The sequence below is a fragment of the Siphonobacter curvatus genome (assembly GCF_002943425.1).
Lineage (GTDB): Bacteria > Bacteroidota > Bacteroidia > Cytophagales > Spirosomataceae > Siphonobacter > Siphonobacter curvatus.
This window is the reverse complement of the sequence record NZ_PTRA01000002.1, coordinates 341,077-356,246: the sequence shown is the minus strand read 5'-3', so window position 1 is coordinate 356,246 and position 15,170 is coordinate 341,077. Positions and strand designations below refer to the sequence as shown.

Below are 15,170 nucleotides of genomic sequence, written 5' to 3'. Positions count from 1 at the left end.
TTACTTCTTCTTTAACTGTAAAAGTACCTGATAAAACGTCGGCTGGGCGTCAATCGTTAAGGTATGTTCTTCAGGGTATAAAAGTTCTAACCGTTTCCGGGCATTCTCCAAACCCAGGCCACTGTTTTTATTGAGCGTCTGAGCTTCTAGTTTCTCGTACGAATTTCGAACGGAAAACAAAATGGAATCGGCCCAGAGTTTCAGTTCAATTTCAATGGTAATCTTCGATTCAACCGTGTTTTTAGAATGTTTGAACGCATTTTCAACAAACACAATCAACAACATCGGGGCAATTTGCACGCTAGGATCATGAATACTTTCCCACTGTACCCGCAAGTTAAGCCGATTTCCCAACCTGATTTTTTCAAAGGCAATGTAGTTATCCAGATACGAAAGTTCATCGACCAAGGGCACCCATAGGGCTTTGGTTTCGTAGACAGAATAGCGTAAAAGATCCGAAAGTTTTAACAGCAGGGGCGGGACTTTCTCGTGATCGGTCAACGACAATCCGTATAGATTGTTAAGCGTATTGAACAAGAAGTGTGGACTTAACTGGGACTGTAACAATTGCAACTCACTCTGACTTTGTTCCGCCGATACCTGAGCATCCTTCAACTGTAAACTGATGGCTGTACGAATATGCTTGACAAACATACCCACCAGAATGCTTAAAGCTGTAAAGGGTGTGATGAAGATAACGAGATTCAAGAAAGAGGGTAAGGTATTAATAAGTAATAAAGCAATACAACAAAAGAGAATTAGAATAAGCAGAATGATTAATTGTCGATTAGGAATGCGGGTTTTGTTGACCGTCAAAAGCTGTGAAAAGGTCCGACCGAGGTAGATCCCCCCCACAAAGTACACGCCCGCCAGTAGCGCAACCTGGTCTTCGTGCTTACCCGCCAGGACCCGTTCGAAATACGGTTCTAACAGGAAATAGACGACGAAAACGACCGCCGCCGCGATCAACAGATGCAGAATCCGACTCGTCTGAAAAAGGTTTATAGAGCTTGTTGGTTTCATTATACTTAAGTTTTGCCGAAAACTAAGGGATCGACCATAGGCTTGAAAACTTTCCGGTTGAACAGGCTGCCTTTCCTTACCAATAATGTTTAAAAGCGGACGAATGGGTTTAACCTCTGAAATGCTCATTCTGTCCGTCTCCTTATGCCCTCCATCCGGATCATTAGGGCTACCGATCGAGTCACTGCACTTTCGCCGACGAAACAATTCTCTCGTCTGTTATGAAACTCTTACTGACCGTACTCGTCTTTTTGCCACTGTTCGTCTGGGCTCAGGATTCCACCTATACCTTACAGGGCAGGATTCAGGATGAACAGGCTCGCCCCATTCCCGGAGCAACGATTCTACTTTTGAAACATACAAAAGTACTGCAAGGGGTAGTTGCCGATAGTACCGGACATTTTGAGTTACATCGGCTGGCGAAGGAAACTTATCAGGTACAGGTGACCGCTTTAGGCTACGAAAGCTACACCAGTTCATCCTTTTCCCTGAATCGCAACCCCTGGAATCTTTCGGTCATTAAGCTTCAGCCTTCAAAGAATACGGACTTAAAGGAAGTAAAGATTACGGGTAAACGTCCGTTGATTGAACACGATCTGGATAAAACGATTGTAAACGTCGAGAATCTACTGAGTAGTGCGACCAGCCACGTGCTGGAAACGCTAGAAAAGGTACCAGGAATTACAGTGGAAACGGACGGTACGATCCGCTTGAATGGCATGAGCAGTGTCACCGTACTCATGGACGGGAAGCCGACGTATTTGTCTGGACGCGATCTGGCCGATTATCTACGGTCGTTACCCGCTTCCTCCCTCGACCGACTGGAACTGATGACGAATCCCTCCACTAAATACGATGCTGCCGGTAGTGCTTTACTGAATATCAAACGCAAGAAAGAACGATTGCAGGGCCTAAATGGTAGCCTGAGTACCAATTACAGTCAGGGTTGGGAAAGTCGGACGAACCAGAGTATATCGCTTCAGTATACCCAGCAAAAATTACGACTATCCGGGCTGCTTTCTCATAGTAAGGATGGCAATCAAACCCGTGAACAAGTGGACCGAACCTTTACTGAAGCATCCGGTCAGTCGAAGGCTTTTGTCAATCTGATGAATCGCTCCTGGCTCAGCGGTCATAGCCTGACGGGTAAACTGGAAATCGAGTACGCATTTACGAAAAAAACTTCGCTCAGTCTGGAGCTGGATTATACGCACGCCCCCAAACGGGAAGGGTTATCCTACCTCAGTAAGCGTTTTGCCCCAGAGCTTGACTCCACCGGACGCGGCTCGATTGATGCTCATTCGCAACGGAATAATCGTGGCCTCACCCTGCACTTACAGCGGGAATTTGACCGGAAAGGGCAGGAATGGACCGTTGACCTTACGCACTGGTCGTATAGTAATCGAAGCACACAGTTCCTGCAAAATCAAAGTTATGCCCCCCATGAAGTGTTAATAACTGACCAGCGATTTAGGTATGATCTCCCTTCCTCACTACTAATTAGTACGGCTAAAACGGATTTTACCCGTCCGTTCGCGAGCGGTGGTACACTGGAAGCAGGTTTAAAATGGAGTTATGTAACTAACGATCTTGACTCGCGGTACTATCAACGGGTGGACAATGAATTGATCCCCAATTACCGCCAGTCCAATCATTTCGTCTATGAGGAATCGATTCGTTCGGCGTATATTAATGCTCGTAAAAATGGAAAACGCTGGCAGGCCCAGGCAGGGCTGCGGCTTGAACAAACTTGGCTGAAGGGAGAACAGCGGGAAAATCCGGAAGTACCTCAAACCAGTTTTTCCCGACAATACACCAATGTGTTTCCCAGCATTTTTCTAAGTTATAAACTCGATAGCACGGGTACGCGATCGCTAACGCTGAGTGCCAGTCGCCGGATTAACCGACCGAATTATCACCAACTAAATCCCTTCCTGTTTTATCTGGACAACTATACTTATACCTCAGGAAATCCCCAGCTTTTACCCGCTTACCCTCAGCAATTCGAGCTTAAGTATCAACACAATACCATTTGGGGCCTGAGTGTTCAGTATAACCAGTTCCGTAATATCATTTTTCAAACAACTCAGGCCGTGGGAGATGTTTTTATTACACGTCCCGGAAACATTGCCAACGGCAGACTCCTTTCACTTTCAGCTTATGCCTCCTATAATCCCTTTCCCATTTGGACGTTCACGGCATCCGGCGGGTTCGTACATCTGGCCATTTTACCGACTGAAGTGTACGGACAAGCCCTGGACGCACGATTGCTAACGGGTCGTATCAACGTAACGAATCAATTGAAGCTGGGTAAAACCTGGCGAGCAGAATGCACCATGAGTTACACGGGTCCCAGTATCAATGGTCAACGCAGGAGTCAATCCCTGTATCGAATCAACGCCGGAATTCAAAAGTCACTTTGGTCCAATAAAGGGAGTATCAATCTGATGGTGGAAGACTGGCTGCGAAGCTGGGTGCAGCGTGAACAAACCGGCAGCCTAGGAGGGGCTACGGAGTTTCGGACCAGTCGAACCGACACGCGTCGGATAGGTCTGGCCTTTGCGTATCGTTTCGGCAAACAAACCCGAAATCGCTCGTATAGTGATGCTGCCCAGGAGGAAAAAGGACGGGTTAACTAAGCGGATACACTTTACGATCTTTCATGAGATTTAAGTATTCACTATTCCTCCCAGCTCAGTCTTGTTCTACACGATTCTCGTCAATCCATCATCTTTACTACTGAATTCTTTTAAAGCATTGAAAACTAAGCTTCTACTCAATTGATTTACATTTCTTGAATGGACGTTTAAGAAATGTAAAATCAGTCAATATCATATGGTTTTTAGCCCGTGGAACACTTAAAACCCTTGAAAGACAATTTGTCAGGCCCTTTTCAGGCCCGCGAGAATTAAACAGAAAGATTTTTCCGAAGTAGGTTCTGAAGGATCGAAATCTCAGAACGATGCAGGATTAGGGTTGTCGGGTGTAGATGTAAGCCTGGGCATCTACTTCCCGGCCGTAGTCCAGGATGAGTTCCTCCTCACAGATATACATCCTGGATTTTCCCAATTTTCGCGAGTACGAAGTTTCGACACTATCCGTAACCGCCAATTGAAGGGGGCGATCCACTATAGAAACCTGATAAGGCATTCGAGGAGAAGTACGGCCTTGAGCAGTAACCTGGCATGTGTAGTTGGCAAAGAAATGAACTACTTGGTTGGGTATTGTATCGTGCTTTACAAATCCACCTTTAATGGTCTTTAATCGCCAGGTACCTAGCAATCGGCGAGATCCTTCTTCAACCGAAGTCGTATACGCCTGCGAAGCATCGCAATCCAGTGGCCTGGGGGAAGAAGGTGTTTTTTTACAAGCGATCAGGTTTAGTACGAATCCTAATACAAGAAGATATTTCATAGCCATTGAGATTTGTGGATAAGACCCCGATACTTAAACAAACGTTGGAAAAGCTAAATAAAAGAGGTTAAGAATAGAAGTTTTGTATAATCTGTGACATTCATATTTCCTATAAAAATAAGTACTCCAAAAAAAGTAAGTACTCTACTTATCGATTCAACTCCATAGAGTAGGGCATCTTGAGTATAGAGACACTAGACTTTGTTAGTGTCTCTATACTCAAGATGCCCTATATCTATCAGTAAAGGTGCTTTGGCAATAAATTCATTTTCCTGTTGAATTACCATAATTGATTGATTCGCTAATAACTGGTACCGTTCCTGAATATTTTTCAATCCAATACCAGAAGCGGTCTGAGCATGATCTTCAAAATTTACTTTAGGCTGATAGTTATTTCTTACTACAATATATTGTTGTTCGTCAAAAATTTCAATCGATAGGGGTTTACTAGTAGACATACTGTTATGCTTGATCGCATTTTCTACCAAGGTTTGTAAAGTATAGGGAGGAACTTTAGCTTGTTTAGCTTGCGTACTTACATTAAATGATACCTGTAGAGAACCTTCAAATCGTTCCTGCAAAATATAAATATAGGACTCGACAAACTGTAATTCATCCTCTAATAAAATCAGGCTTTCTTCTACACCTTCGGAAATTTGATAACTAACTACCTTGTTTAATTCTGCGATGTATCTTTTGGTCCAATCATCGGTATTACCTGAATCCAGTACATGTAAAGAATGATATAAAAAATGCGGTGTCATTTGTTGCTGTAATAGCAGGAGTTGATCGGCTAATTGTTCATTTTTTACTTTTTCTATATGAACCAGGGATAACATCACCTCTCGGCGTTTTACATAAAAAAAAGCGAACGGAAAAAGCAAAGATACGATCATCAAACCCCGAATCGACAATCGTAGTAAAGCCCATGATAAGGGGTATTGCTCCAGAGGTTTAGCTGTATACAACTCTCCGAATGAATGAAAGGCGTAGTGAAACCCAATGGAAATCAGCACACACGCTACAATACTAGCTGAGATTTTTTGCCAGCTTTGAGGAAGACTGGGCTCGTGAAGTATGTACAGAATGGCTACCCAACCTGAACAACACATCAAAAGAAGAAAAAACTGGGAAGTTAATAGATTAATTGGATCCTGTTGCCATTCATGCGGGAGACGTAAGGGAAGTACATAGGCATAAATCAAAATAAAGCAGAAAATAAACCCCGGTTTTATAAGTTCACGAACTGAACCATCTTTCATGTATTTGTTCTCTCTGAAGGAAGAAAACAGAACGTTTCCCATAACATTACTCATTAATGATACTCCTGTAAAATTTTGCTTTGAACTTTCAGTCTATATCCCGCCTGCATCAGCTTACGTCTTCTGGCACCAACGATTCGACGATCAATGGGGCTTTAACGATAAAACTATTGTTGTGTCGAATAATTACCATCAAACGGTCCGTTAGTAATTGGTAGCGTTCCTGGATATTATTGAAGGCAACCTGAAAGGCCGTTTGCTGGATCGTATCTATATCCTGCCGGGGTTGATAATTATTCCTTACCACCAGACAATCCTGTTCGTCAAATACTTCAATGTACAAAGGTTTATCCATTAACATTAAATTATAGTTTAGTGCATTTTCTACTAAGGTTTGTAAAGTATAAGGTGGAAATTTAGATTGTTTACCCTGCTCGCTCACTTGAATGGATACTTCCAAAGCCCCATCAAAACGTTCCTTTAAGAGGTAGATATACGATTCAACAAGCTGCAATTCCTGTGTCACACTGATCAAGTTATGTTTGTGACTAGTATTATAGAGTTGATGACGAATGGTTTTACTCAATTCTACAATGTATTTTTTTGTCCACTTATCATGATTACCCGACTTTAATACATTCAGTGAATTGAATAAAAAGTGAGGAGTCATTTGCTGTTGTAATAACTTAATTTGATCGGTTAATTGTGCACTTTTTACGGCTTCAATCTGTAACTTTGAATCCATCAGCTCTTTTTGTTTGACGTAAAAGTAGGCTAGGGGATAAAAGAATAGACAAATGGCTAAGCCACGATTAAATAATCGAAATAAAACCCAATAAAATGGATAAGTAGTTAAGGGTTTTAATGGATAGTCTTCAGCTATGAAGTGAAATGAGTAATAGAAAAGAACTGAAATTAAGCCACTACTTATAAAACTCAAGACGATTTTCTGCCATTGTTTCGGGATTTTGGGTTCGTGCAGAATGGCTATAATGGATAACCATACTGAACTACACATCACAGACAGAAAAAATTGTGAAAGAACTAAATTCACCGGATTCATTTTCCATTGACCTTCCATGATACGTGCCGTCAAGATGTATCCATTGATCAACAGAAAAGAGAAAATCAGTCCGGGTTTGATGAGTTCACGAACGGAATTATCTTTAAAGAACAAATTATTTTTTAGGAGAGAAAGAAGCGTATTATTCATTACTTCGAGCTGATAATATATAATGAAGTGTTAAAACCAAGATTCCAAGTAGCGTTCAACCAAGTCATTTTGCAGATTATAAGGTGTACCCTTTTACACTTTCGTTACGTTTTCTTTCCTAGTACATGAGGGTGGGAGAGTAACTATTCTTTAGAATTAAAGGTCATTATTCATTCATAACTATTTAACATAAACACAATTATAAAACATCATTTATAGTATTTTATATCTCTTGACCTTTTATCCAAGAACGATTCTTTTTATAAATACTCAAGCACTAACCAGTAACCTTTGAGCAGAAAACCATACTACATTCTATTAATTTTGAAGAAACAAGTCCGCTTCTATGAAAAAGAATACAGAGGATATAATCATTGCAAATATAGAATCGCATTTAGTTAATTCGGTTGCCATTTCGTTTAATATGGTAAATATGCTTATGGTTAGACTACTGGACCGTGAGTATATCAGACGAGGATTTACTTTTCAGTTTGATCAAGTGCCGGTACTGGCTATTGTCCATTTGGCCGGCGATTCCCTTTTATCTCAGCAGGATATTGCTACGCTCATCAAACGGGATAAATCCAGCGTGCGACGCTCCCTGCAGGTTTTAGAACGGGATGGCTATGTGCAAACCCTGGCGGATGCTGCGGATAAACGAAAAAAACTGATCAGGCTCACCGATAAAGGTAAATTAGTCGTGGAAATGGCTTTTCGTACAGCCAGCCGGTTCGACGATTTTCTAACTGAAGAATTAAACCCGGACGAACTTGATCAGCTGAATCAAATACTTAAAAAGATGCACGCTCTTTACGAACGTCAATTAGCTGAATAAGCGTAAACATCATACTTCTTCTCGCTTTCCACCCCTTTAGCAGACTTATTCTCGAACTACTACTACTTATAGCTACTGATGGTCGATTTTTTATAATTGGGGATATATCTACTAATTGGAATGCTATTTTTGCAGTTCCTTAGTATAATCAGTGCTGGTTCAGTACTCATGTGTAATGCTTGAATCATTCCTTATGAAAATCTTGTACATCCTTATTAGGAGATATATCTCCTAATAAGGATGTACAAGACCTTTTAACCCTCATGAAAATAGAGCGAAAGCACAAAGCGTCTTCCGTGTCGCAGGCAGAACGATGTGGAAAGAAGAAGACGAAGTCGGTTACGGTTACCCGTTTTTGGGAAAGTGATCCATGGGCCGATTTTTTCTACCACTTAGCTTTCAGAAAACCTGACCAAAAATGAAGTTACCTTTTGGCCTAATCCACCTGACACCCTGTGATTTATTTCATCAACTTATCAAATCCATGAAAACCCGACAAATTATCTATTGCACCTTGTTCAGCTTGTTTTTTTTGAATCTGAGTCAGAAATCCACTGCTCAAGTAGCATTCACCATTCATGGTACTGGGGTTACTTCGACCCTCGATGATGCCAAGGTAAAACCCGGCGTAGGGGTAGCTGCGAAAATGTATTTTAGTCCCAGAGTAGCTCTAGGCGTCTCGGCTAAATACTTGGGATTGGCTTACGACGAACACCAGTCCCTGGGTGTTAACCTCAGAAACAAAGGATCCATTGTGCCCTTAACCGGTATGTTTGAATATTATCTGACGGATGGATTCATTCGTCCCTATCTAGGCGTGGAAGCCGGAGCCTATTTGAGAACGGTGAAGGTTGATTTTCAGGGAGAACAAGTGGCTAAACAGAAAGATACCCGTTTTGGAGCAGCCCCGAAGGCAGGCGTTGCTTTGTCTTTTGGCGGGATCGGCGTGTTTGCTGAAGGAAGTTATCATCTCTTGTTCGGCAACAAAGATGGCAGTACGACCATCGGTTCAGCCAACAATATCAACTGGCAAAACCCTAACCGACTCTGGGCGGTGAATGTGGGTTTGACCTTTGGTTTCCCAAGAACGAACCAATAATTTCTTCCTTAACCAAAGCGGATAGCAGGTATGTACCTGCTATCCGCTTTTTTGTATCTCCTACTCTACTTAGGGTTCAGAAATTTCGCATTTTGCAGTCAAGGCTTAACGGAGCACCTTTTACTTCAAATTTGAAGTCATTGAACGTAGGCTTGCTCATACCCGAGAGATAGAAATTAGAAAAGGCTACCCCTTCTTTGGGTATCCCAAGCATGTTTTTATCCATTTTACCATTTTTATTGGCGTCATCAACTAAGGCTAGGCCGTAGGTGCCCGGCGGTAAATCTAGCGATACCTTTAAGGTTCCGTTCGTTAGCGAGGACTTGGGAAAGCGATGCCGCGAAACCGGCTTTTCAACTTTAAAGCCCTGCTGGTCTTTAAACACCGCAACTAGAATCTGCCCATCGGTCGATTTCAGGTTCGTAATCGTAAGCTGTACTGTTTGGGCCTGAGTGGCGAGGAAGCTGGTGGAGCCTACTACCAACAACGTTTTCAGCCAGAGATGTGCATGTTTCATAAAAACGATTAAGCAGCAATCATGTACGGATTTGAGTTAACTATTAATAAGCTTGTACAACTACTTTAGAACTTTCTTATAAAAATTAAACCAAGCTAGTCATCGGGTAGATATATCCCCTATTTAACCGTTAAATCTTCTATTATTTTGCCGAAGTAGCACCCCTTACCATAATGAAGCTTCTTTATTAACATCGCCGATGAAAAGACCTTAGCTCTCCATCGGCGATGTTAGAATTTTACGCGATTAGTTTCTGATCAATCGGGCTTGCCTGCGATTGCCCTCGGTATCTTCGAGTGAAAGCGTATATACTCCCACATTAAGTGGTGCGACATTTATCTGGATACTTCTGTCCGCAACCGATGTGTATTTTTTCACCAATACGGGCGTGCCATCATTTTTCGTAATTTCCAGTCTGAGTTCACCCACCAACGTGCGGGGTACTTTAACCGTCAACGGGCCATGCGTTGGATTAGGAAAAAGCGTCAGCGAATCCTGATCGGCAAAACGTACGGCAAGGGTTTTAGAGTAGGCAAAGGTTTGGTCAAGATCCACCTGCTTGAGTCGGTAATAATTGGTTTGATTCAAGGTCGGCGTAGTATCGGTAAATTGATAGGCGATGGATTTGGTCGAAGAACCAGCTCCGGCTACCGTACCAATGGGCTTGAATGCTTTCGCATCAAGACTGCGTTCGATAATAAATTCCCGATTGTTCACCTCGGCCGTGGTTTTCCAGTTCAACCGAGTCGTACGGTTTACTTTCTTCGCCTCCACATTCACCAGTGTAACGGGTAAGGCAGACTCCCGTAACTGAATCAATCGAACATCTGCGGCTGGAACATTTAGTGTTATACTACCCGCGGTAGTATTCGAGGGAAGATTACTTCCACTAAATAAATCTTTCATTTGATTCGCCTGCTGGGCATTCAACCCGACACGGGCCAGATCAATGGTAAAAGATTTTGCCTCGGCACCGTAATTGAAAACGGCTACATAATGACTGTTTCCCATACTTTTAACAAATAAAGCATTGGGATCCCAGCCCGTATTACCTTCTACCGGACGAAATGCTTTTCCGTCATTAATTATCTGCAGTAAGTCCGAATTTTGCAAAAGCTCCTGCGAACGGGTTTTCCAGACACCATCGCTGGCGTAATCATCGCCAGTAATCAGCGTGCCCGTTACTAAAGCTGAAGCCAGCCGTGCCCGATTTTCTCCCTCGCTTTCGTTGGCAAATACTACATGGTCCGCGTCAATGAAGGAATACATTTGGTTTTGCCACCAACCGTAGGTGGTACTGTTTAGCGTATAAGCCGTTTCGCTGATGCCTTTGTAGGCATCACAGGCAATGCGTCGCATGTGGACGTAACGACCCGTAGCTATGTTCGGCGAAATTGCAGCGTAAACCAGCATGGAACCATCCAATTGATCGATCAGATACTCCATTCCAACCTTATACGCCTGCATTCCCGTATAAACGCCAGGTTCGTAAAAGCTGTCGGCTTCCAGCGAAGCGTGGGCCAGAAAATCGATTTTAATCATTTCAAAACCACTGGCCTTGAACTTGTTAATCAGATAGGCAATTCGAGCTTTGGTCCCCGGATGGGTCGGGTCCAGGGCATAGGCTCCGTCTAAATCCAGGGGTTGACCATTGACTTTGGTCCAGCAATCCTGATAATTGTACGAACTCCCTTCCATGGTTCGATTAAACTTACCCCAATCGACAAAGGGAGCCCAGTAGATGCCGGGTTTCAAGCCTTTCGACTTACAATAATTCGCAAATTCGGTTAGCTGGCTAAAGTCGCCCGTCATGCCCCCCGGCGTCAGATTGTCCCAGTACGAGTCCAAGTCTACATACAGCGTTTGATCCGCATTTCGGAAGACGGGCACTTCATTCGCGAAAAAATCTACCACTTGTTTAGCCTTCGTCAAATTCAGATCCGACTGAATCGCCCCCCAACTGTTCCAACCCATGGGTGTCGCCTGCGTCCAGTTAAACACGTACCGTGGCTCGGCAATGGCGTTGGCCTGACCGTATACTTCCAAGCCCTGCCGCCAATCGTTGGCGTAGTTGACCAGGATGCGGGGTGATCGGCAACTTTGCTGCCCTACGCTTACCCAACCGTGTCCCCGTTTGTCGCGGGTTACATTTTCATTGGTCCAGCCCGCGAGTACGGATACGTAAGAAGTCTGCGTTCGGCCCTCCCCGGCCAGATTGATTCCTGTTTTCCAGACTTCGTGTTCTACCGAGCCCACAATCAGACCTTTTCGGCTCGTATTATCGTACAGGGTTCCAACTTCCGAAGAAGTAAAATTAGCGTAGCGATGTTCCTTGGCTTCGTATCGCACCCATTTGTCATTGTCAAAGGGTACAAACAAGGCCCGGTGATCCGCATTCGACTGAATATCTACGGCATTTGAAGTCAGCGGACTCATCTGGTAGCAATTTGAACCCGGACCATTGAGTAGGACCTCCGTATAAAATTCATCCCTGCTAGGATACGTATAAAATACCTGCTGCATCTCCAGCTGACTGCCACCGCTCAACGTTATTACGTGTCGAGTTCCCGTACCGAATCGATCCGTGACGGGGGCTGAGGTGTAGGTACGGCTGGTGTATCCGGCATTACTTCGATATACCGCATTCGAATGTGCCCGGGCCGAGGCCTCCGCCACTACTTTGGTATTGGTAAAATAAACGTCGTAGGTGCCATTTGCCAGATCGTATTCAATCCGGCTATTTATACCGAATGGAATGATTTGAACGAGCGGCGTCGGCAGCGGCGAAAGTTCAAACTTATCTACGTTAGGACCGTATCCGTAGGGATTATCGAAACTAATCAGGTTGTTACCCGCCTGCAAGGTAACACGGAGGTCAATCGTGGCTACAGTGGACCAGCCGCCGGAGGCTGGGCAGGTAATGGGTACAAACGCTTGCTGATTCGGGGTGACATTGATGGTACGCTGGTCGCCCGTTGCGTAGGAAAGCGTCATCCGGTAGGTTCCGGCATTCGTGACCTGAACGGGTACAATCACCGATCCCGTTCCCAGATTGCCGACCATTTGCTGACCCGAGCAGGATTCACAATTCTGAATGCCCGCTCCACCATCCAGGGTACCCGACTCCACTTCCACGCTCTGTGAAAAGCAAGGAATTGAACCTAGTATAAGTCCGAGCCCCCAAAGTGCAAAGGACTGGCGTGCGATAAAAGTACGTATCATAGGTTTAGCGGTTTGAGGTTACTTGCTTTTTCTCGCCATTCACCAGTACCGTAACGGTTCTAGGTTCGGGAGAAGTAATCCGGTAATCACTCACGCGACCCTTTTCCCACCGGAAATCCACGGTAAAATTACCCCGAGCCTTCAATCCTTTTACTTCGCCGGAATCTTTCCAGGCTTCGGGCAGAGCTGGTAAAATGTGAATATAACCCGCGTGACTTTGAATCAGCATTTCCGCGATCCCGGCTGTACCACCAAAGTTCCCGTCGATCTGAAACGGCGGGCCTGCCGAAAGCAGATTAGGATAAATGCCACCCCCGGCTCCGTAGTTAATGTTTACCGCGGTAGTCGGTACGAGTAGTTCCTGCAGGAGCTTTAAAGAGCGATTGCCCTCCTGCAACCGAGCCCAGAACAGCAGCTTATACGCTTTCGACCAGCCTGGACTATCATCCCCGCGTACCTCAAGGGTTTTTGCAGCGGCTGTAGCCAGTTCAGGCGTCTGTTCCGGCGTGATACAGTCGGCTGGATATAATCCGTACAAATGGGAAATGTGCCGATGTTGCAGATCCACTTCCTTGTACGACTGTAACCATTCCATCAATCGGCCGTCCTTGCCTACCATACCGGGCGGCGGCAATTCGTTCAAGCTTTGCTGTAGTGTTTTTCGAAAGGTTTCATCCGTACCTAACTGCTCGCTGGCCGTAATGACATTCGAGAACAGCTCCCGGGTCATCTGGTTGTTAATAGTCGGGCCCATGCAAATGGCGGCGGTTTTACCGTTTGGCAGGTAGAAAGAGTTTTCCGGTGATACGGAAGGAGCCGTAACCAGCCAGCCCGTCACTGGATCTTTAATCAAGGAACTCTGATAAAATTCTGCGGCTCCTTTCAGTACCGGATAGATTTCCTGCAGATACTTTTGATCGAGCGTAAAGGCGTAATGTTCCCACAAATTGTTGCACAGCCAGCCTGAACCCGCATTACAAACGCCCCAAGAAGCCTCCTCGCCCGGCTCGGTAAATCCCCAAACGTTGGTAATAACGTGAGCTACCCAGCCTTTGGCATTGTAATAAGCTTTGGCGGTTTTTTGTCCGGGTTCCACAAGCCCTTTAACCAGCTCGGCCAGGGGCAGGTTTAGTTCCGACAAATTAGCTACTTCCACCGGCCAGTGATTCATTTGCACGTTGACATCCAGGTGATAATCGCCATTCCAGGGGGTCTGAATCTGGTTGGCCCATAAACCTTGCAGGTTGGGCGGCAACAGCCCCACCCGCGTACTGCTGATGCTGAGGTAACGTCCGAATTGAAAGAACAGAGCGGCCAGAGCCTTATCTGAAGCCGGGTCTTTCTGGAAGGCCAAAAGCCGTTGATCCGTCGGTAAAAGCTCAGCTTTGGATTCGCCTAAACTCAGGGAAGCTCGGTTAAACAGCTTCTGAAAATGACTAACGTGGGTTTGTTTTTGACTAGCATACGGTTTTTTTAGAGCCGCTTCCAATACGCGAGGAGTTATTTGTTCAAATGCCTGATCCTTGAAATCCGTACCGGCGGAAAAATACAGAATGATTTCGTCGGCGGCTGTAATGATCAGCTCATTACTGGATACAGTAAGTTTACCGCCTTTGATCCGTGGCTTGATTTGAGCCAGGTATCGCATTCCCTTTCCGTCCGTACCATTGTTAAGCTGACCCGTCATTTCGAGTGACTGATTTTTTACTACGGTTTTGAAACGTTCCGGCCGGTCTAGTTGTACTCGACAGTACAGTTGTCCGGGGCGATTGGCCGAAAGCCGGATCATTCCCACATCATCACCAAAACTGGTAAAATACTCCCGGCTATACATAACACCCTTGAGCGTATACTGGGTGCGAGCCACGGCTTCATTCAGAGATAAGCTTCGCTGATAGTTTTCGGGAACGACCTTCGCGGTATCAACCCCCGGATAGGAAAATTGCAGGTGCAGATTGCCCAGCACCTGATAGCAGCCAAAGGGTACATTGGCTCCATCCCCCCTACCCGATCCGGCCCCTTTGGCCACGAAATTCTGATTGACCAGCGTCTGGGCTTCGTCATTTTTTCCGGCTAACAGTAGCTCTCTAATCTTGGGCAGACTTTGATGAGCCTCGTAATTATTGGCATCCTGCCGACCACCCGACCAGAGTGTAATATCATTGAGTACCAGGGTTTCTTTAAATACGCCGCCGTCCGTCATCATCCCTAACCGACCATTTCCCAGAGGCAGGGTTTCCTCCCATTGCCGGGCGGGTTGCTGATACCAGAGGCGTAAGGGCGTGGGTTGAGCTTGGCCGAAGGCGGTATGCAGACTATACAACAGGGTAACCAGGAATAGGCTTTTCTTCATGCGTCTTTCTTTCGAGGTTATCAGGTAAAGGACTAGAGGTGTCAGTTTGCTGTTGAAGGTTAGAACTCATCGTGTAGGGATAGCCTTTTGTCTGAATGATGCTGTATGAACCAGACCGGATTTCATCCCTTCAATACGAAGACTGGTAGCCTGTCAGCATTTTATGCTGACAGGCGGGAGGAGTTTTCATCTTCCATCCATAAGGTGTTCAATAGTAATAGCTGTCTTTAAC

Annotated in this window: 10 protein-coding genes; 3 read left to right on the top strand and 7 right to left on the bottom strand. The window is 45.0% G+C overall.

The features are described from left to right. Positions 1-1,023, bottom strand: a complete 1,023-nt coding sequence (locus C5O19_RS16610) for a sensor histidine kinase (protein WP_165796045.1) — start codon at positions 1,021-1,023, stop codon at positions 1-3. 221 nt (positions 1,024-1,244) lie between these two features. On the opposite strand from C5O19_RS16610, the gene C5O19_RS16605 reads away from it, so the two are divergent. Beyond that, positions 1,245-3,662: a TonB-dependent receptor gene (locus tag C5O19_RS16605; RefSeq protein ID WP_104714522.1), complete on the top strand. Its 2,418-nt coding sequence runs from the start codon at positions 1,245-1,247 to the stop codon at positions 3,660-3,662. 331 nt (positions 3,663-3,993) lie between these two features. Here C5O19_RS16605 and C5O19_RS16600 read toward each other — a convergent pair whose 3' ends face one another. From C5O19_RS16600 to C5O19_RS16590, 3 genes are all read right to left on the bottom strand, one after another. Continuing rightward, on the bottom strand, positions 3,994-4,437 hold the full coding sequence (locus C5O19_RS16600; RefSeq protein ID WP_133163381.1) for a hypothetical protein: 444 nt from the start codon (positions 4,435-4,437) through the stop codon (positions 3,994-3,996). A gap of 194 nt (positions 4,438-4,631) precedes the next feature. Further along, complete coding sequence (locus tag C5O19_RS16595) at positions 4,632-5,699, bottom strand: sensor histidine kinase (protein WP_165796044.1); 1,068 nt, start codon at positions 5,697-5,699, stop codon at positions 4,632-4,634. A 109-nt stretch (positions 5,700-5,808) separates the two neighbouring features. Further along, positions 5,809-6,912: a sensor histidine kinase gene (locus C5O19_RS16590; protein WP_104714519.1), complete on the bottom strand. Its 1,104-nt coding sequence runs from the start codon at positions 6,910-6,912 to the stop codon at positions 5,809-5,811. Between the two features lie 346 nt (positions 6,913-7,258). Between C5O19_RS16590 and C5O19_RS16585 the strand changes: the two genes are divergently transcribed. Both C5O19_RS16585 and C5O19_RS16580 read left to right on the top strand, forming a co-directional pair. Then, on the top strand, positions 7,259-7,747 hold the full coding sequence (locus C5O19_RS16585) for a MarR family winged helix-turn-helix transcriptional regulator (protein ID WP_104714518.1): 489 nt from the start codon (positions 7,259-7,261) through the stop codon (positions 7,745-7,747). A 484-nt stretch (positions 7,748-8,231) separates the two neighbouring features. Continuing rightward, positions 8,232-8,846, top strand: coding sequence for an outer membrane beta-barrel protein (locus C5O19_RS16580; protein WP_165796043.1), 615 nt, complete (start codon positions 8,232-8,234; stop codon positions 8,844-8,846). A 76-nt stretch (positions 8,847-8,922) separates the two neighbouring features. On the opposite strand, the gene C5O19_RS16575 is transcribed toward C5O19_RS16580, so the two are convergent. The 3 genes from C5O19_RS16575 to C5O19_RS16565 all read right to left on the bottom strand — a co-directional run bounded on the left by C5O19_RS16575 (position 8,923) and on the right by C5O19_RS16565 (position 14,938). Then, the gene (locus C5O19_RS16575) at positions 8,923-9,363 is read right to left on the bottom strand and encodes a DUF2141 domain-containing protein (RefSeq protein ID WP_104714516.1); all 441 of its coding nucleotides are present in this window, start codon (positions 9,361-9,363) and stop codon (positions 8,923-8,925) included. A 246-nt stretch (positions 9,364-9,609) separates the two neighbouring features. Further along, a complete protein-coding gene (locus C5O19_RS16570) occupies positions 9,610-12,585 on the bottom strand; it encodes a CBM35 domain-containing protein (RefSeq protein WP_108724066.1) in 2,976 nt (991 codons plus the stop codon). A 4-nt stretch (positions 12,586-12,589) separates the two neighbouring features. After that, positions 12,590-14,938 (bottom strand): glycoside hydrolase family 95 protein, encoded by a 2,349-nt coding sequence (locus tag C5O19_RS16565; protein WP_104714515.1) that lies wholly within the window; start codon positions 14,936-14,938, stop codon positions 12,590-12,592. Positions 14,939-15,170: the final 232 nt, after the last annotated feature.

Bases quoted from the DNA above. Each gene is read 5' to 3' on its own strand.
- C5O19_RS16610 (WP_165796045.1), bottom strand. From the start codon at position 1,023: ATGAAACCAACAAGCTCTATAAACCTTTTTCAGACGAGTCGGATTCTG.
- C5O19_RS16605 (WP_104714522.1), top strand. From the start codon at position 1,245: ATGAAACTCTTACTGACCGTACTCGTCTTTTTGCCACTGTTCGTCTGG.
- C5O19_RS16600 (WP_133163381.1), bottom strand. From the start codon at position 4,437: ATGAAATATCTTCTTGTATTAGGATTCGTACTAAACCTGATCGCTTGT.
- C5O19_RS16595 (WP_165796044.1), bottom strand. From the start codon at position 5,699: ATGAAAGATGGTTCAGTTCGTGAACTTATAAAACCGGGGTTTATTTTC.
- C5O19_RS16590 (WP_104714519.1), bottom strand. From the start codon at position 6,912: ATGAATAATACGCTTCTTTCTCTCCTAAAAAATAATTTGTTCTTTAAA.
- C5O19_RS16585 (WP_104714518.1), top strand. From the start codon at position 7,259: ATGAAAAAGAATACAGAGGATATAATCATTGCAAATATAGAATCGCAT.
- C5O19_RS16580 (WP_165796043.1), top strand. From the start codon at position 8,232: ATGAAAACCCGACAAATTATCTATTGCACCTTGTTCAGCTTGTTTTTT.
- C5O19_RS16575 (WP_104714516.1), bottom strand. From the start codon at position 9,363: ATGAAACATGCACATCTCTGGCTGAAAACGTTGTTGGTAGTAGGCTCC.
- C5O19_RS16570 (WP_108724066.1), bottom strand. From the start codon at position 12,585: ATGATACGTACTTTTATCGCACGCCAGTCCTTTGCACTTTGGGGGCTC.
- C5O19_RS16565 (WP_104714515.1), bottom strand. From the start codon at position 14,938: ATGAAGAAAAGCCTATTCCTGGTTACCCTGTTGTATAGTCTGCATACC.